The organism is Stenotrophomonas maltophilia (genome assembly GCF_013464915.1).
Lineage (GTDB): Bacteria > Pseudomonadota > Gammaproteobacteria > Xanthomonadales > Xanthomonadaceae > Stenotrophomonas > Stenotrophomonas maltophilia_AT.
The window spans coordinates 26230-44417 of the sequence record NZ_RAVT01000010.1; the positions used below are offsets into that span (position 1 = coordinate 26230).

The following is an 18188-nucleotide window of genomic DNA, read 5'->3' on the forward strand; positions in this document are numbered from 1 at the left end:
AACCAGGGGCGGCGTCTACCCGGGCGTGTGCAGCTGCTCGGGTAGATGCCAACCTTGGTTGGCACCTCGCGATCCATCACTTGCGGGCGAGGGTGTCCAGCGACCAGCCGTTGGCATCCACGCGCAGCACCGAACCCTGCTCGTACCAGTCACCCAGCACGATGCGGGTGCAGGCGCGGCCACCGGCCTGCAGCGAGTGGATCGCCGGGCGATGGGTGTGGCCGTGGATCATCGTATCCACGCCGTGGCGCACGAAGGTGGCTTCGACTTCAGCCGGGGCGACGTCGGTCACCGTTTCGAAGGTTGCCCGGTCGGCCAGTTTCATTTCCGACTGCTTTGCCTGGCTGGCTTCACGCGCCTTCTGCGCGAACGCGATACGCGCGGCCAGTGGCTGTGACAGGAACTGTGCCTGGAACACCGGGTCACGGGTCTGCGCGCGGAACTGCTGGTAGGGAATGTCATCGGTGCACAGCAGGTCACCGTGCTGCAGCAGCACCGGGCGACCGTAGAGTTCGATCATGCACGGGTCGGGCAGGATGCGCAGGCCGGCGCGGCGCGCGTAGTCCTCGCCCAGCAGGAAGTCACGATTGCCGCGGATGAAGTACACCGGCACACCACTGTTGGACAGCACCTTCAGTGCATCGGCCACCGCGTCGGCAGCGGGCGAGGGGGTGTCGTCGCCGATCCAGGCTTCGAACAGGTCGCCGAGGATGTACAGCGCATCGGCGCCGGGCGCCTGCTCGTGCAGGAAGCGCAGGAACAGGTCGGTGATCTCCGGACGGCTGGGGTCCAGGTGCAGGTCGGAAATGAACAACGTGGTCATGCGGGCATTCTAGGGCATCAACGATGACGGTAGTGCCGCCGGCATCGTGGGGGTCAGATCCCTCTCCGGAGGAAAAGGGATCTGATTCCGGGCGCTACACCGGCAACGGCAGCCAGGCCAGGCTGGCCGTGGCCAGCCCGATGGCGATGCCGGTGGCGGCAAGCACGTCGGACGGGTAGTGCAGGCCGAGGACCACCCGCGACAGCGCCACGCCCGCCGTGAAGGGCACCAGCAGGGGCGCCAGCCACGGGTAGTAGGCCAGCGCCACGATGGTGAACGACACCGCGTGCAGGGTATGCCCGGAGGGGAAGCTGAACTCGTCCAGCGGCGCCACCCAGGCGCGGATGCGCAGGTCGGCGGCATACGGGCGCGGGCGCCGGGTCCAGCGCTTGAGACCCTTGTACAGCAACAGCGCGGCCAAGCCGGTGGCGGCCATGTGCACGGATGCACGCAGGCCGTCGAAGCCATCAAGCAGCACCAGGGCGCCCATCAGCACATACCAGAACACGCCATCGCCGAGCCGGCTGATGACCGCGAACAGGCGGCGCACGCGGCGGCGCCGGCAGTAGTGGTTGGCCCGCCGGCACAGGCGTGCTTCGCGGTCGGCCAGCAGTTCAAGCCGCGTTGTGCGCATGGCCGGTCCTCCGCGACTGGGCCAGTTCGGCCAGCAGGGCATCGAATTCCGCCACCACCTGCTGCGGATGCAGGCGCTTCATGGCGCGCGCAGCGTTGCTTCCCAGCACGTGGCGCCGCGCGTCATCGGCGGCCAACTGCACGGCCGCTTCGATGAACTGCTCATCATTGTCCACTGCGGCGCCATTCTCGCCATTGCGCAGGTACTCGCGCGCAGCACCATAGTCGAACGCCACCGTTGCCACGCCGCTGGCCATGCTTTCGAGGGTCACGTTGCCGAAGGTCTCGCTGCGGCTGGGGAACAGGAACAGATCGCCGCTGGCGAAATGACGTGCAAGGGCGTCGCCGCGCTGGATGCCGCAGAAGATGAAATCGGGATTCTCATGCGCCAGCTTTTCGCGGGCCGGGCCATCGCCCACCCACACAAAGCGCGCCTTGGGACGGATCTGCTGCAGCCGGCGGAAGGCCTTCACCGCCAGCCCGAGGTTCTTTTCCGCGGCGATGCGGCCGACGTAGATCGCCACCAGGCCGCTGCCGTCCACCCCCCACTCTTCGCGCAGGGCGGGGTCACGACGGTTCGGATCGAACTGCTGGCTGTCGACCGCGCGTGCCAGCAGGCGCACGCGTTCGAAGCCCTGCTCGCCGAGAAACTGCTGCAGCTCGCGGGTGGGTACCAGGGTTGCGTCGGCCTGGTTGTGGAAGCGGCGCATCCAGCGCATCGCGGCGGCCTGCAGCCAGGCCACGCCATAGTCCGGCAGGTACTCGTCGAAGCGGGTGTGGAAGCCACTGGCCACCGGGATGCCAAGGCGCCGTGCGGTGCGCACCGCCGACCAGCCCAGCGGGCCKTCGGTGGCGACATAGACGGCATCCGGGCGCTGCTGCTGCCAATGACGGCCGAGCCGGATCGGTGCCGGCATGCCGAAGCGCAGGCCGGGGTAACGCGGCAGGGCAGCGCCGGGAACCAGCAGGGTGCCGGGGGCGGAGTCCAACGCTTCGTTGGCCTGGCGGGGCCGGATCAGGTCGATCTCATGGCCGGAGTTGCGCAGTCCCTGCTCCAGCCCCTGTACGGTGAGGGCAACGCCGTTCACTTCCGGCGGATAGGTCTCGGTGACGATGGCATAGCGCATGGCGGGCCTCCGGGTTTCCGGCATGCTCGGGCCTGGCGATGTAGCCGATGTGACCGCTTTGCGACCGGCAGATGACGCGGCAGGGGGCCCACGCCACCACGGCCCCGAAGGGCCGTAGTGGGCACCGCGTGTGGTGCGTGGATCAGAAGCGCTGCTGGTATTTCATATAGATGAAACGGCCGATGTCGAAGCCACCGTAGTAGGAGAAATTGGAACTCGGCTGGCTGTACATGGCCGGGCCCTGGCGGCCGAACACGTTGTTGGCGCCGATCGAAACGGTGGCGTCCCACGGCAGGCTGTAGCGCGCCTGCACGTCATGGAAGGTGACCGATCCACGACGGTTGTAGTCGCGCGTACCGCTGAACCACGGTGCGCGCTGGCCGGGATGGGAACACTCGTCCGGATAATCCTCCGCGCCCAGGCAGCGTTCCTTGACCGCGGAGAAGTAACGCAGGCCCCAGGTCAGGCCGAGATTGCCATGCTCCCAGCCCAGCGACGCGTTGGAGCGCACGCGGAAGCCGATGCCGCCGTTGGTGGCGATGCCGTTGCTGGGGATGGCCGGTACGCCGGCTTCGTTGGTGCTCTTCTCTTCGGCGTTGACCACATAGGTGGTCTTCCAGTCGGCGCTCAACCTGCCCCAGCGGGTGTCGACCTTGTGGCCGATCTCCAGGTCATAGCCTTGTGCCTGGCGGAAGCCGCTGTTGCGGTTGCCGAAGTTGAGTTTGTTGACGATGCCCAGCTCCGGGTCGCGGGTGAAGCTGCTGCAGCGCTCGGCAATACCCAGCTCGTAGCAGTCGCGGAGGATGTCATTGGGATGGTCGGAAACGATGGTGTTGTCGATGCGGATCTTCCACCAGTCCAGTGCGATGTGAAGTCCTTCGGCGAACGTCGGGCTCCAGACCAGGCCCAGGGTGCGGCTGGTCGAAGTTTCCGGCTGCAGGTCGGGATTGGAGCCATTGGTGAAGGGCACGGGCGTCTGCCCACTGCTGCCGGTGATGGGTTCGTTGCCCTGGCCGAGCTGGCGATAGGTGTCGGCATTGGCAATGTCGGCGGCGCAGCGGGCGCGGACCTCGGCACTGCTTGCGGCTGCGCCATGGACCGTATCGCAGGGATCGCGGAAGCCGGTGGTGAACGTCTCCGAGCCGCCGCCGTACAGATTGGCGATGGTCGGCGCACGGAAGCCCTGGGCCCAGGTGCCGCGGACCAGCAGCTGATCGATCGGCTTCCAGGTGAAGCCGAACTTGCTGTTGAGGGTTCCGCCGAAGGTGGAGTAGTCCGAGTACCGCGTTGCCGCGCTCAGGGTCAGCTCGCGGGCACCGGCGAGGTCGCGCAGTACCGGCACGCTCAGCTCGAGGTAGGCCTCGTCGACACGGTAGCCGCCACCGGTGGGACCGGCCGCCAGGTTGGTGGTGGCGCCGGTCTGTGCCAGCGCATCAGGGATGAAGCGGCCATTCTCGCGGCGGCTCTCGGCACCCACGGCGAAGCCCAGCTCACCGGCCGGCAGGCTGGCAACGCTGCCGCTGAGGTTGGCGAACAGGTTGCGGGTGGTGGTGCGGCCGCGGGTGAGTTCTTCCGGGAACAGCCAGTCCTGCAGTTCCGGGTTGCCGGTCAGGCCATAGGGATCGTCCTGGCCATACGGAACCAGCGGGTTCCAGGGTTTGCAGCCTGCGATCGGCGCATCCGGCGTTCCGCATTCGACCTTGCCGGTTGCCGGGTTGTAGAACGAGGGGCCGGTGGCATCGGCCACGCGCTGCTTGTGCAGGTTGCCTGTGGTGCGCTGGGTCAGTTCGCTGCGGTTGTACTGGTAACCCGCTTCCCAGTCGAAGTCGCGACCGCCGAATTCGAAGTTGCCCTCGAATGCCGCAACGGCCTGCCAGGTGGTCAGCTCGCTGGTGCTGACGCGCGGAATTTCCCAGGCACGACGGTTCCAGTGCACATCGCTGGGCGTGTCGTAGCCGTGATGGCTGCCGAACGGATTGAACCAGCTGTCGGCGGACATCGGGGTGATTTCGGCTGGGCCGGACTGGAAGGGGTAGCCGGCGACCTGGCGCAGGGTGGTGCGTCGGTTGTAGGCCAGCTGGGTGTTGAAACGGACCTGGTCGTTCAGATCCGTGCGTGCGTCGACGAAGATCGAATCGCGCTTGATCGGCGTCTGCAGATGCATCTGCTCGTTGCTGTTGCTGACATCGCCGGTGAACGGTGTGTTGTCGCTGAGGTGGAAGCTGTCCGGCCCACCTGGCTGGCTGCCACGGTCGAGCGAGTAGCTGCAGCCCCGGCCGTTGTTGCAACCGGGGCCCTTGAAGCCGGTGATGCGACCCCACTGGCCGACCGTGGTCCAGCCCGCATCCGCATGGCGATCCGTATAGGTGTAGGCACTGAAGCCACGATCCTTCGCCCACACGCCCTTTTCTTCGACATGCTCGGCAGCAATGCTGATGGAAGCACGGTCATTGGACCAGCCGGCAACCACGTCGTACTGGGTACGGGCACCGTCGCCTTCGCTGAACTGCCCGTGGTAGACGTTGGCGGTCACGCCTTCGACGTTGCGCCGGGTGATGATGTTGACCACGCCGGCCATCGCGTCGGACCCGTAGATGGCCGAAGCACCGTCCTTGAGCACTTCCATGCGTTCCACGGCAGCGGCGGGAATGCTGGAGATGTCCTGGTAACCAGACGTGCTCATGCCCAGCCGCTTGCCGTTGACCAGCACCAGCGTGCGCTGCGCACCGAGGCCGCGCATGTTCACGTAGCTGCCGCCGGCGGTCTCGCCGGCGCTCAATGGGCTGGCGCGGCTCAATGCCGGACTGCCGGTCGCGGTCAGGTTCTGCAGGATGTCGGCAACGGAGTTGAAGCCCTGTCGCTCGATGTCGGCGCGGCTGACGGTCAGCACCGGCTGTGCGGTTTCCAGGTCGACCTGGCGGATGCGTGAGCCGGTGATTTCGATGCGGTCCAGCGTGGTGGCTTCCGGTGCCTGCTGCGCGAGTGCTGGAACGGCCAGGGTTGTGGTCGCCGTGATTGCAAGCGCACGACGGATCGCCAGCCCCAGTGCGGGAATACGGATGGTCATGGGTTTCTCTCTCTCAGTCTTCGAAGTCTTCGGTGCGCGGCCAAACGGGCTGCGCCAACGCCACCGCGGCCGGTGGCTGTTCGAACCTAGTGAAGGACATGAAGGAGAGGTAGGGGAAAAGGACGAAATCGCGATGGAGCGCCGTGACGTTTCCGCACAAACCGGAAGTGAATCAATCGATTGATCTGGGCGGCGAGGGAGTGGTGGACGAAGCACCCTCGCCTCGACTCTGCATCGAAAGCGTCATGGCAATTGCAGGCAGCGACAACCTGCGCGGAAACAGGAAAAACCACGGCACCGAAGGGCCGTGGTCGTGGAGCTTCAACAGCGCGGATGGATCAGAAGCGCTGGGTGTACTTCATGTAGATGAAACGACCGATGTCGTAACCGCCGTAGTACGAGAAGACCGAGCGCGGCTTGGTGTACATGACCGGGCCCTGCTTGTCGAACACGTTGTTGGCACCGACCGAAACGGTGGCATTCCACGGCAGGTTGTAGCGGAACTGCAGATCGTGGAAGGTCACTGCGCCACGTTCGTTGTAGTTGCGCGCACCCTTGTACCACGGTGCGATCACGCCCGGATCGGAGCACTCATCGGCGTACTTGGTCGGGTTGACGCACTGTTCCTTGACGCTGGAGTAGTAGCGCGCGGTCCAGCTCACGCCGAAGTTCTCCAGGTCCCAACCGACGGTCAGGTTCGAACGCACGCGGAAGCCGATGCCCGAGTTGGTGACGATGCCGTTGCTGACGGTCGGCACGATCGAGCTGTCGTTGGACGAGCGGGAGATGTCCTTGGCCACGTAGGTGGTCGACCAGGAGGTGCTCAGCTTGCCGTAGTCGGTCTCCAGGCGGTACGACAGGTCCATGTCGTAGCCTTCGACTTCGGCGAAGCCGGCGTTGCGGCCGCCGAACCTCAGGCCGGTGACGATGCCGGTGGTCGGGTTGCGGGTGAAGCGCGCGCAACGATCGGCCAGGCCCTGCTCGTAGCAGTCGATCAGGATCTGGTTCGGGCTGTCATCGACGATGGTGTCGTCGATGCGGATCTTCCACCAGTCCAGCGAGACATTGAGGTTGCTGACGAAGGTCGGGCTCCAGACCACGCCCAGGGTGCGGCTGGTCGAGGTTTCCGGCTTCAGGTTCGGGTTCGAGCCACCGATGAACGGGGTCGGCGTAGCGGCGACCGAACCTTCGGTCGGCTTGTTGCTGCTGTCCAGCTGGCGGAAGTTGGCGACATCGGCGATGTCCCTGGCGCAGCGTGCGCGGACTTCGGCGCTGCTCTTGGCCGAACCGTACTTGCTGTCGCACGGATCAGAGAAGTTGGCGAAGGTTTCCGAACCACCACCGTACAGGTCGGAGATGGTCGGGGCACGGAAGCCCTGCGCCCAGGTACCACGCACCAGCAGCTGGTCGATCGGCTTCCACTTGAAGCCGAACTTGCTGTTGAGGGTGTTGCCGAAGGTGTTGTAGTCCGAGAAGCGGGTCGCGGCGTTGAGGCTCAGCTCACGGGCACCCGGCAGGTCGGCCAGCACCGGCACGTTCAACTCCAGGTAGGCTTCCTTCACCTTGTACGAGCCACCGGTCGGGCCAGCGGCCAGGTTGGTGGTGGCACCGGTCTGGGCCAGTGCATCCGGCACGAACTTGCCGGTTTCCTCGCGGTTTTCCACGCCGAAGGCAAAGCCCAGGTCACCGGCAGGCAGGGTGAACAGGCTGCCGCTGATGGTGGCGAAGGCGTTCTTGGAGGTGGTGCGGCCAGTCGCGTTCTCGGCCGGGAACAGCCAGTCCTGCAGGGCCTGGTTGTTGGTCATGCCATACGGGCTGTCCACGCCGTAGGGAACCAGCGGATTCCACGGCAGGCAGCCGGTGATCGGCGCGCCGGGCTTGCCGCACTCGACCTTGCCGGTGGTGGCGTTGTAGTACGACGGACCGGTGGCGGCCTGCACGCGGCCCTTGTGCAGGTTGCCGGTGGTGTGCTGGCGCAGCTCGTTCTTGTTGTACTGGTAGCCCACTTCCCAGTCGAAGTAGCGCTCACCGATCTCGAACGAGCCGTCGAACGCGGCCACGGCGCGGTAGGTCTTCAGTTCGCTGGTGCTGGTGCGCGGCAGCTCCCACAGGCGGCGGTTCCACTTCACTGCGGTCGGCGTCGCATAGCCATGCTGGTTGCCGAACGGGTTGAAGTAGCTGTCGATCGACATCGGGTCGATCTTGGCGACGTCGACATCGAACGGATAGCCTGCGGTGACGCGGGTCGAGGAGCGCTTGTTGTAGCCCAGCTCGGCCTTGAAGCGCACGTTGTCGGTGATGTTGGCCTGGCCCGAGAAGTACAGCGAATCACGCTTGATCGGATAGCTCAGGTGCATCTGATCATTGGTGTTGCTGACGTCACCGGTGAACGCGGTCGGATCGGTGAAGTGGTAGTTGGCCGGGTTGGTCGGGTCGCTGCCGCGGTTGAGTGCGTAGTTGCAGCCTTCCTTCGCATTGGTGCAGCCCGGGCCGCCCTTCACGCCATAGAACTGGCCCCACTGGCTGTTGGTGGTCCAGCCATCGGTCGGGTGGCGGTCGGTGTTGCTGTAGCGGCTGAAGCCGCGGTCACGCGCCCACACGGCCTTCTCTTCGGAGTGTTCGGCAGCGAAGGTGGCCGAGAAGCGATCGTTGGACCAGCCGGCAACCACGTCGAAACGGTCACGCGCACCGTCGCCTTCGCCGTACTGGCCGTGGTAGACGTTGGCGGTGATGCCGCTGACGTTGGTGCGGGTGATGATGTTGATCACGCCGGCCATCGCGTCGGAGCCGTAGATGGCCGAGGCTCCGTCCTTCAGCACTTCGATGCGTTCCACTGCCGACACCGGCAGGGTCGACACGTCCTGGAAGCCGGAGGTGCTGATGCCCAGGCGCTTGCCGTTGACCAGCACCAGCGTGCGCTGGGTGCCGAGGTTGCGCATGTTGACGTAGGTACCACCGGCATCTTCACCGGCCGACAGCACGTTGGCACGGCTGATGGTCGGGCTGCCCATCGCGGTGACGTTCTGCAGGATGTCCGACACCGAGCTGAAACCCTGGCGTTCGATGTCCAGGCGGGACAGGGCCAGCACCGGCTGGGCGGTTTCAACGTCAACCTGGCGGATGCGCGAACCGGTGATCTCGATGCGGTCCAGGGTGGTCGGTGCAGTGCTGCTGCTCTGGGCGAAGGCCGGCAGGGCAACCAGCGTAGCGGTGGTCGCCAGGGCGTAACGGATGGCCTGGCCCAGCGCGGTGATACGTGAAGTCATTAACGACCTCTCTCTCAGGTCGTGCGCGAGACGTCACTCCGGACGTCGATGAAGCCGGTCGTTAATCAGACCGACGACCGATAGTAGTCTCGTTGGTTAAAGTTCTGTAAAGAGAGCGTGTCGAAAGGTGTCAGTTCACTTCACGTGATTTAACGAAAAATTAACAAAAGTAGATGCTTATGCCATTTCGGCATAGCCAGCGTCGGGCTTCAACTGCTGCGATGCAGCAGGAATTGCGCAAAAAACGCGCAGAGGAGGCCTATGGCGACGCGTTCTGACGCGCCGCCTTGGCAGTAAGGATCAGGCGACGAACGGCCGGAACTGGATGCCCAGGCCAGCGAGGCCGTCGGTCTCACCGATCAGGTCGGCGCGCAGCAGCGGGCGGGCATCGATGAAGGCCTGCGGCACGATCAGCGACAGGCGGTTGTCGTCGGCGGTCAGTTCCAACGCCGGCAGCGGATCGTCCTCGTGGGCACGGTTGAGCAGTACCGCCAGGCGCAGCAGGGCAGCCAACCGGCGTGCGGTCAACAGCAGTCGCTCGGGCAGGGCGTCGAAGGTGGTCTTGGTCACGCTGCGGCGATGGCTGCGTACCAGTGCGGCCAGCATCTGCTGCTCCTGCCGCGAGAAACCGGCGATGTCCGAGTGTTCCAGCACGTAACTGCCATGCACGTGGTAGCCGCTGTGGGCGATCATCAGGCCAAGTTCGTGCAGGCGCGCGGCCCAGCCGAGCATGCGTGCGTCGTCGGCATCGAGCCTCCAGCGTTCCTGCACCTGCTCCAGCAGTGACAGGGCCGTGTCCTGCACGCGGTCGGCCTGCACCGTGTCGATGCCATAGCGCTGGCTGAGTGCAGCCACCGATTCATCACGCAGGTCGTTCTCGCCGGCGCGGCCGACGATGTCGTACAGGATGCCTTCGCGCATCGCCGCCTTGCTGACCAGCAGCTTCTGCAGGCCCAGTGCCTGGAAGGCGGCCTCCAGCACCAGGATGCCGCCGGCGATGATCGGGCGGCGGTCGCTGGACAGGCCCGGCAACTGGATGTCGTCGATCTTCTTGGCCTTCAGCAGTTCGTCGCGCAGCTGGGGCAGGGCCTCGGCGGTGATCGCGCCCTTGCTCAGCTTCATCGTCGCGCAGATCTCGCTGATTGCCTTGTGCGTGCCCGAGGAGCCGAGCGCTTCCTGCCAACCCAGCGCGCGGTACTTGCTGGCGAAGGGCTGGAACTCGCGGCCGATCTCGGCCAGCGCGTCCTTCCAGCGCTTCTTGCTCAGCTTGCCGCCGGGGAAGAAGCGGCGGGTGCTGGCGATGCAACCGGCCTGCAGGCTCTCGCGCTCCAGGGTCTGCATGCCCATGCCGATGATGAATTCGGTGGAGCCGCCGCCGATGTCGATGACCAGGCGACGCTGGCCGGGCTTGGGCGGTTGCGCGTGAGCCACGCCAAGGTAGATCAGGCGCGCTTCTTCGCGGCCGCTGACCACTTCAATGGCATGCCCCAGCGCGGTTTCGGCCGGGACCAGGAATGACTGCGGCGAGCGCAGCTGGCGCACGGTGTTGGTGGCCAGCGCGCGCACCCGGTGCGGCGGCACATTGCGGATGCGCTGGCCGAAACGGGCCAGGCATTCCAGCGCGCGCTGCCGGGCAGCAGATGAGAGCCCACCCTTGCCATCCAGGCCGTCGGCCATGCGCACGGTCTCGCGCAGGCGGTCGATCACCCGCAGCTGGCCGAGCGTGTAGCGCGCGATGACCATGTGGAAACTGTTGGAGCCAAGGTCGATGGCGGCCAGCAGGTCGCCATCCTGCAATGCGGGCGGAGTCGTGGTGGTATGCGGCATGGGCGAATGTTAGCCGAAGGGGCGGTGTGCTCGTCACCGCGTGGCCTTCACATTTTGGAAGAGGGGAGTGCGGCAGGGCTGCGCCCTGCACCTGCAGAGGCCAGAGCAACGTCAACGTCAACGTCAAAAGCGGGCTATCTGTGGGATGGCGGGGCGGGTCCGATGTCAGGGGACGCCGTGAACCCATCCGTGGGGGCTTGGTCGCCGCATCCATGCGGCTCACACCCCTGCCATCGGACCCGCCCCGCCTTCGACAGTTTCCCGCGGCTGCTGGAGCCTGCTGCAGTTGGTGGGTGCCGACCGTTGGTCGGCGCCTACCGGATCAGAGCCCCTGCATCAATGCCATCTGCGCAGAATGCGGGGCTTCGTCGTGGGCTGGTGCACGCTTGTGGTAGATGCCGTCGGCATCCAGTTCCCAGGCGTTGAGGTTGTCGTCCAGGTAGTTCTGCAGCACTTCGCGGTAGACCCGCTTGGCCAGCTCCGGGTCGAGGATCGGGAAGCAGGTCTCGACCCGGCGCAGCAGGTTGCGTTCCAGCCAGTCGGCACTGGCGCAGTACATCTCCGGTGCGCCGTCGTTGCCGAACCAGTAGACGCGGCTGTGCTCCAGGAAGCGGCCGACGATCGAGCGCACGCGGATGTTGTCCGAGATACCCGGTACGCCCGGGCGCAGGGTGCAGGCGCCGCGGATGATCAGGTCGATCTGCACGCCGGCCTGCGAAGCGGCGTACAGCGCGCGCACCACCTGCGGTTCGTTCAGTGCGTTCATCTTGGCGATGATCCGCGCCGGTCGGCCAGCGGCGGCGATGCGCGTCTCGCGCTCGATGCGGCCGAGGATGCCGGTGTGCAGGGTAAAGGGCGACTGCAGCAGGCGCTTGAGCTTCATCTTCGACGCCAGCCCGGACAGCTGCTGGAACAGCAGGTGCACGTCGTTGCCGATGTCCGCATCGGCGGTGATCAGGCTGATGTCGGTGTACGCACGTGCGGTGCCGCTGTGGTAGTTGCCGGTGCCCAGGTGCACGTAGCGGCGCAGCTTGCGGCCCTCGCGGCGCACGATCAGCAGCATCTTGGCGTGGGTCTTGTAGCCCACCACGCCGTACACCACCTGCACGCCGGCCTCCTGCAGGCGATCGGCCAGGCCGAGGTTGGCTTCTTCGTCGAAGCGGGCGCGCAGTTCGACCACCACGGTCACGTCCTTGCCGTTGCGCGCGGCCTGGATCAGCGCGTCGACGATCAGCGAATCCTTGCCGGTGCGGTACAGGGTCTGCTTGATCGCCAGCACGTTGGGGTCGATCGCCGCTTGGCGGATCAGGTCCAGCACCGCGGTGAAGGCATCGAACGGGTGGTGCAGCAGCAGGTCCTGGCGCGCGACCGTCTCGAAGATGCCGTCGCTGTCGCGCAGCGTGCGCGGGGTCATCGGCGGGTACTTCAGGTCCGGCTGTGCGATCAGGTCGTACAGCTGGATGATGCGGTTGAGGTTGACCGGGCCGTCGATGCGGTACACCGCGTTCTCGGTCAGGCCGAAATTCTGCAGCAGGGTGCGTACGATCTCGCGCGGCATGTCCTGCGCGATTTCCAGCCGTACCGCCGGCCGGTAGCCGCGATCGACCAGTTCGTCGCGCAGTGCCAGCGCCAGGTTCTCCACTTCCTCCTCGTCCACCACCAGCTCGGAATTGCGGGTGACGCGGAACTGGTAGGCACCCTGGACTTCCATGCCCGGGAACAGCTCATCGACGAAGGTGGACAGCACCGACGACAGGAACACGAAGTTCTGCGATCCGCCTAGCTTCTCCGGCAGCTGGATGATGCGCGGCAGCGAGCGCGGCGCACGCACGATGGCCAGGTGGCCGGCGCGGCCGAACGCGTCGGTGCCCTTCAGCACCACCACGATGTTCAGCGACTTGTTGAGGATCTTCGGGAATGGATGCACCGGGTCCAGGCCCAGCGGCGAAAGCACCGGCATGATCTCGTTGCGGAAGTACGCGCGCAGCCAGCGCTTCTGGCGGTGGGTCCACGAATGCCGGCCGAGCACGCCGATGCCGGCCTCCATCAGTGCCGGGCGCAGCGTCTCGTTCCAGCAGCGGTACTGCTGGTCCACCAGCTCCGCAGCGCGGTCATGGATGGCGTTGAGGATGGCGTGCGGGCTCATGCCGTCCGGCGCCGGCGGCAGGCCGAACTCCTGCGCGTGGCGGACGGCCGCGGCGCGGATCTCGAAGAACTCGTCCAGGTTGGTGCAGGAAATGCACATGAAGCGCAGGCGCTCCAGCAGCGGCACCTGCGGATCCATCGCCTGGGCCAGCACGCGGAAGTTGAAATCCAGCTGCGACAGTTCGCGGTTGATGTAGAGCGCCGGGTCGCGCAACGGATCGTTGTCCGGGCTCACGGGGAGGGGGAGGGATCCGAGGCTGCTCATGGCGTCATTCTTCGATGGAAGTCAGGGGGGCGGACTCGCGCGGGCGCACGTGGTCGGCATCGAAATGGCAGGAAAACACCGAGCCCTTGCCGACCTCGCTTTCAATCTCCAGCCGCGCGTGGTGCAGGCCGAGGATGTGCTTGACGATGGACAGGCCCAGGCCGGTACCGCCGCTTTCGCGGGAACGGCTGCTGGAGACACGGTAGAAGCGTTCGGTCAGGCGCGGCAGGTGGGTGGCGGGGATGCCGTAACCGGAATCGCGCACCGCCAGTACCGCGCCGTCGCCTTCGCGGCGGAATTCCACCGCGATGCGGCCACCGGCCGGTGTATAGCGCACCGCGTTGGTCACCAGGTTGGAGAAGGCGCTGTGCAGCTCCTTGGTGGAACCCTGCAGGTCAACGCCGGCCAGATCGTCGATGCTGATCTGGTGGCGGCCCTGGCTGTGCGCCTCGGCCTCGCGGCGCAGCGTGGCCAGCATCGGCTGCATGGCCACGGTCTCTTCCTCGCTGTGCTCCTGCGATTCCAGCCGCGACAGGGTCAGCAGGTCTTCCACCAGCTGGGCCATGCGCTGGCTCTGCTTGCGCATTTCTTCCAGCATCGGTCCGGTGCCCGGGAAATCCTCCGGGTCCATCATGTCCAGGTAGCCGTGGACCACGGTGAGCGGTGTGCGCAGTTCGTGTGAAACGTTGGCGACGAAGTCGCGGCGCACCTGTTCCAGGCGCAGCAGCTTGCTGACGTCGCGGGCGATCAGCAGCCAGTAGTCCGACGAATACGGAATCAGGCGAAGGTTCAGGCGGATCGCCGGGTCGACCGGCGAGGGCACGTCCAGGATCGGCTCGGCATTGCGGCCGCCGGCCAGCCAGTGCGCCAGCGGCATCGGCTGCAGGCGTTCGACCAGGGCTTCTCCGAGGTCGCCCGGATGATGCAGGCCGAGCAGGGCGGTGGCCGCTTCGTTGAACCACTGCACGCGCTGGCTGTTGCGGTCCAGCACCACCACGGCATCGGGCAACGCGGCGGCGGCGGCGCGGTAGCTGCGCAGCATGTCGAGCAGGCGGCGCTTGCGCACGCGCATTTCCACCTGGTTGCGGTACAGCAGGCGATCCAGCTCGTTCCAGACGCCGGTGCCTTCCTCGGCGGTGTCCCAGCGCTGGCGCGCGGTCAGCCGGCGCAGCACGCTGCGCAGCCGCCAGTAATGCCAGGCCAGGGTGGCCAGCGCGCCCAGTGCGATGCACAACCACAGGTGGCCCGTGAACCACCCCACCAGTCCGGAGAACAGCAGTACCGCGGCAACGGTGGCCAGGGTCTTCAACCAGGCAGAGCGGATGTGGCGGGGCATTGCGATCTCGTCGTTGAGGTGCGGCGGTTCACTGGGGTGAACCGAGGGTTATAGCAGAGTTGCCGGCGCCGGCACCCGCGGGGGCGCGGCGCCGSCACGACGAGACTCAGGTGGCGGTGGAGAAGCGGTAGCCGGCGCCGCGAACGGTCTGCACCATGTTCTCGGCGTTGAACGGTTCCAGCGTCTTGCGCAGGCGGCGGATGTGCACGTCGATGGTGCGCTCCTCCACGTACACGCTGCCGCCCCACACATGGTCCAGCAGCTGGGCGCGGGTGTAGACGCGCTCGGGGTGGGTCATGAAGAAGTGCAGCAGGCGGTATTCGGTCGGGCCGATCGGCACCGGCTGGTCGTTGGCGAACACGCGATGGGCGGCGCCGTCGATGCGGATCGGGCCGACCGCCACGCTGCCATCCTCGTCGTCCTCGCGGGCGCGGCGCATGACCGCACGGATGCGGGCCAGCAGTTCGCGCGCCGAGAACGGCTTGACCACGTAGTCGTCGACACCGGCTTCCAGGCCACCGACGCGGTCGTTCTCTTCACCGCGGGCGGTCAGCATGATGATCGGCACTTCGCGGGTCAGCGTTTCCTTGCGCCAGCGGCGGGCCAGATCCAGGCCGCTGGTGCCGGGCAGCATCCAGTCCAGCAGGATCAGGTCGGGAACGCGGTCGGCGATCGCGGTCTGGGCCTCACGGGCGTCGCCGGCGTGGACCGGTTCGTAATCGCCCTTGCGCAGGGCGAAGGCGACCATTTCACGGATCGCGGGCTCGTCATCGACGATCAGGATGCGTTTCTGCACGAGGACACCGTAGGGCTCGGTTACTGGAGTGGTGCCAGTAGACTACGGTTTGATGACATGTTTGTGACTACCTGGCCGGAACCGGTCGGGATTGCCATCGACCGGTCATGCAGCGCTCAGCGGCGGTCCAGGTCCGGGTCCTGCACGCCCTGGCGGCGCAGCTCCAGCACGGTGGGGGTGATTGCCTCGATGCGCGCATCCACCCGTGCCCGGCCCACGTAGTCCAGCGCCGGGTTGCGCTTGAGCGCCTGCAGCTGCATCAGCGACTGCTCCGGGCGGCCGCTGAGGAAGGCGGCCTCGGCATAGGCCTCGCTGGCGCGCACGCTGTCACCGGCCAGCTCGCTGGCGCGGGCGTATCGCTGCTGGAAGACCGGATCGTTACCACTTTGCGACAGCAGGGGCCGCAGCATGGCCTGCGCGCGCTGGCCCGCCTCTCGGGTGCCTTGTTCGTTCAGGATCTCGGCATAGGTCAGGGCCACCGGCCGGCTGTTGGGGTGCTCGCGCAGCAGCTGCTCGAAACGGGTATTGGCCTGCGCGCCCAGCCCGGCACGCGATTCGGCCTCGCCCAGCCCCAGCGCCAGCCACAGGTTGTCCGGGCGGGTCTGCAGCAGGCTGGCCAGGGTCTGCCGGGCCTGCGTGGCACCGCTGCGGCCGCCGCGCATGACAGCCAGGGCCTGGCCGTAGCGCTGGGCGTCGTTGAGGCCGTCCTTCTGCCGCTTGGCCATATCCGCGTATTCGCGCTCCAGCTCGGCGGTGGAATCGGCACTGAGCACCCGCAGGCGCTCGCGTGCCCACTCGAAGTCGCCGCTGGCGCCACGGGCCAGCTGGCCGACCGGAATGCGCAGCACGCTGCTGGGCAGCAAGGGGTTGTTTCCGCGCAGCAGCGGTTCGGCCAGCCCCGGATCGGCCGGATTCACCCGTTCCTTGCGTTCGCCGCTGGGGGTGCTGGTGGTCAGCAGCACCGTGTCCTTCTTCATCTGCTCGGCGCGGGCCTTGGCCTCGCTGATGCGGGTGATGTTGACCGGGTGGGTGCGCAGGAACTCGGGCACGCTGTAGCCGCCCTCGTTGCCGCGCATCGCCGCCGACATGCGCTCGAAGAAGCCGGCCATCGCGTCCACGTCATAGCCGCTGCGCGACAGGGTACGGATGCCGAGGCGGTCGGCCTCCGACTCGTTGGAGCGGGTGTAGTTGATCTGCCGCTGCTGCATCAGGCCCATGCCCGAGCTGATCGCGGCCATGGTCGCGTTGCCCGAGGAGGTGCTGTTGCTGGCCTGGGCAGCCACCACTGCAGCCAGCATGCCCAGCAGGATCGGAATCTGGTCGCGCTGGGCGCGCTCGACCCCGCGCAGCACGTGCTGCTGGGTGACATGGGCGATTTCGTGGGACAGCACCGCGGCCACCTCATCCTCGCGTTCGGCGGTCAGCACCAGGCCGGCATTGACCCCGATGTAGCCGCCAAGGGTCGCGAAGGCGTTGATCTGGCGGTCCTTCATCACGAAGAAGGTGTAGGGCTGGCGTGGCTGGTCGCTGTTGGAGCCAAGCCGGGTGCCCATGGTCTGCAGCCAGTCGTTCACCAGCGGGTCGTCCAGCAGGTAGCCGTAGTTGCGCAGCTCGCGCAGCATCATCGCGCCGTACTCGGCCTGGCGCGCCGGGGTCAGCAGCTCGCCGGCCGAGGAGCCGATGTCGGGCAGCTTCTCCTGGGCCTGGGCCAGCGGCATGGCCAGGGCCAGGGTGACGGCGGTAGTCAGCAGCAGGGCTCGCAAGCAGAAGGTCCTCGGGCAGGGCGCGCCAAGCGTGGCAGGGCAGGGGGCAACCATTCGTTAATCCACAGTGTTGCGGCGGTGGCGTGGAAATTCCAGCGCACCGGTACCATATGTAGACCGTCGATCCATCGTGGAGTTTCCCGTGACAGCCCAGACCGCCGGCGGTGCCCCCGCCATCACCATCTATTCCACCGCCGTCTGCCCGTACTGCGTGGCCGCCAAGAACTTCCTCAAGAGCAAGGGCCAGCAGTGGACCGAGGTCCGCATCGACCTGGACCCGGCCGAGCGCGAGAAGATGATGGCGCTGACCCGCCGCACCAGTGTGCCGCAGATCTTCGTCGGCGACGTCCATGTTGGCGGCTACGACGACATGATGGCCCTGCACCGTGAAGGCAAGCTTGAGCCGCTGCTGGCCGGGCAGGGCCAGGCATGAGCACGGCCGACGACGGCAGCAAGGACCGCATCGCCGAGTTCACCGAGTTCCGCAAGCGCATGAACGAGCGCATCCTGGGCGAGCCGAACCAGGTGGTGCGGCGCTTCTTCGCGCTGGATACGCAGACCTACCAGGCCGGCGCGCTGGACGTGAAGACCAAGGAACTGCTGGGCCTGGTGGCCTCGATGGTGCTGCGCTGCGACGACTGCATCAGCTACCACGTGGCCCAGTGCAAGGACGCCGGAGTGACCCGCGAGGAGTTCTTCGAGACCTTCTCGGTCGGCCTGGTGGTCGGTGGCTCGATCGTGATCCCGCACCTGCGCCGCGCGGTCGACTTCCTCGACCAGCTTGAAGGCGGCGCGGCCGCCCCGGCAGCGCACGAGCACTGAGTGCCCGGTAGTGCCGGCCGCTGGCCGGCATTCCCTGAACCCGACACGGCCGAGGTTGCCGGCCAGCGGCCGGCACTACCGGACCTGCAAGGGGGCCTTCCCCGCAATCCAACAGCCCAGGAGCCCCCTTGTTGTTCAAGGGGGCGCGCCGACAGGCGCGGGGATAAGGCGGGATGCGCGGGCAAACCGCAGAGCGGTTTGCTCAAGGGGGCGCGCCGACAGGCGCGGGGATAAGGTGGGATGCGCGGGCAAACCGCAGAGCGGTTTGCTCAAGGGGGCGCGCCGACAGGCGCGGGGATAAGGTGGGATGCGCGGGCA

The 18188-nt window shown here is 66.7% G+C and carries 12 protein-coding genes; 2 read left to right on the top strand and 10 right to left on the bottom strand.

Translation table 11 applies throughout. From position 1 onward, the window contains the following. Positions 1–76 precede the first annotated feature (76 nt). From lpxH to D7T59_RS03680, 10 genes are all read right to left on the bottom strand, one after another. On the bottom strand, positions 77–823 hold the full coding sequence (lpxH, locus tag D7T59_RS03635) for a UDP-2,3-diacylglucosamine diphosphatase (protein WP_164137484.1): 747 nt from the start codon (positions 821–823) through the stop codon (positions 77–79). Positions 824–917: 94 nt separating this feature from the next. Beyond that, positions 918–1457, bottom strand: a complete 540-nt coding sequence (locus tag D7T59_RS03640; RefSeq protein ID WP_164137483.1) for a phosphatase PAP2 family protein — start codon at positions 1455–1457, stop codon at positions 918–920. Further along, entirely contained in the window at positions 1438–2583 is a 1146-nt protein-coding gene (locus D7T59_RS03645; protein ID WP_180851821.1) for a glycosyltransferase family 4 protein, read from the bottom strand. Before D7T59_RS03645 ends, D7T59_RS03640 begins: the two co-directional genes overlap by 20 nt. 142 nt (positions 2584–2725) lie before the next feature. Beyond that, positions 2726–5650 carry a TonB-dependent receptor plug domain-containing protein gene (locus D7T59_RS03650; protein WP_180851823.1) on the bottom strand — a complete coding sequence of 975 codons (2925 nt, stop codon included), beginning with the start codon at positions 5648–5650 and terminating at the stop codon, positions 2726–2728. Positions 5651–5988: 338 nt separating this feature from the next. Then, on the bottom strand, positions 5989–8916 hold the full coding sequence (locus D7T59_RS03655) for a TonB-dependent receptor domain-containing protein (protein ID WP_180851825.1): 2928 nt from the start codon (positions 8914–8916) through the stop codon (positions 5989–5991). A gap of 300 nt (positions 8917–9216) precedes the next feature. Continuing rightward, entirely contained in the window at positions 9217–10743 is a 1527-nt protein-coding gene (gene ppx / locus D7T59_RS03660; protein ID WP_180851827.1) for an exopolyphosphatase, read from the bottom strand. A 322-nt stretch (positions 10744–11065) separates the two neighbouring features. After that, entirely contained in the window at positions 11066–13153 is a 2088-nt protein-coding gene (ppk1, locus tag D7T59_RS03665; protein ID WP_180851829.1) for a polyphosphate kinase 1, read from the bottom strand. A 4-nt stretch (positions 13154–13157) separates the two neighbouring features. Beyond that, the gene (gene phoR / locus D7T59_RS03670; RefSeq protein WP_087921666.1) at positions 13158–14489 is read right to left on the bottom strand and encodes a phosphate regulon sensor histidine kinase PhoR; all 1332 of its coding nucleotides are present in this window, start codon (positions 14487–14489) and stop codon (positions 13158–13160) included. A gap of 106 nt (positions 14490–14595) precedes the next feature. Continuing rightward, entirely contained in the window at positions 14596–15285 is a 690-nt protein-coding gene (phoB, locus tag D7T59_RS03675; RefSeq protein ID WP_005408258.1) for a phosphate regulon transcriptional regulator PhoB, read from the bottom strand. 116 nt (positions 15286–15401) lie between these two features. After that, on the bottom strand, positions 15402–17048 hold the full coding sequence (locus D7T59_RS03680) for a M48 family metalloprotease (protein ID WP_049431132.1): 1647 nt from the start codon (positions 17046–17048) through the stop codon (positions 15402–15404). Positions 17049–17190: 142 nt separating this feature from the next. Between D7T59_RS03680 and grxC the strand changes: the two genes are divergently transcribed. Both grxC and D7T59_RS03690 read left to right on the top strand, forming a co-directional pair. After that, a complete protein-coding gene (grxC, locus tag D7T59_RS03685; RefSeq protein ID WP_004154541.1) occupies positions 17191–17481 on the top strand; it encodes a glutaredoxin 3 in 291 nt (96 codons plus the stop codon). After that, positions 17478–17870 (top strand): carboxymuconolactone decarboxylase family protein, encoded by a 393-nt coding sequence (locus tag D7T59_RS03690; protein WP_053462275.1) that lies wholly within the window; start codon positions 17478–17480, stop codon positions 17868–17870. The genes grxC and D7T59_RS03690 overlap by 4 nt, the downstream gene beginning before the upstream one ends. The last annotated feature ends 318 nt before the right edge of the window (positions 17871–18188 follow it).

What these genes read in the sequence shown, in the direction of transcription:
- D7T59_RS03640 (WP_164137483.1), bottom strand. Translation starts at nt 1,457, where the DNA reads ATGCGCACAACGCGGCTTGAACTGCTGGCCGACCGCGAAGCACGCCTG.
- D7T59_RS03650 (WP_180851823.1), bottom strand. Translation starts at nt 5,650, where the DNA reads ATGACCATCCGTATTCCCGCACTGGGGCTGGCGATCCGTCGTGCGCTT.
- ppk1 (WP_180851829.1), bottom strand. Translation starts at nt 13,153, where the DNA reads ATGAGCAGCCTCGGATCCCTCCCCCTCCCCGTGAGCCCGGACAACGAT.
- D7T59_RS03690 (WP_053462275.1), top strand. Translation starts at nt 17,478, where the DNA reads ATGAGCACGGCCGACGACGGCAGCAAGGACCGCATCGCCGAGTTCACC.
- phoR (WP_087921666.1), bottom strand. Translation starts at nt 14,489, where the DNA reads ATGCCCCGCCACATCCGCTCTGCCTGGTTGAAGACCCTGGCCACCGTT.
- lpxH (WP_164137484.1), bottom strand. Translation starts at nt 823, where the DNA reads ATGACCACGTTGTTCATTTCCGACCTGCACCTGGACCCCAGCCGTCCG.
- D7T59_RS03655 (WP_180851825.1), bottom strand. Translation starts at nt 8,916, where the DNA reads ATGACTTCACGTATCACCGCGCTGGGCCAGGCCATCCGTTACGCCCTG.
- ppx (WP_180851827.1), bottom strand. Translation starts at nt 10,743, where the DNA reads ATGCCGCATACCACCACGACTCCGCCCGCATTGCAGGATGGCGACCTG.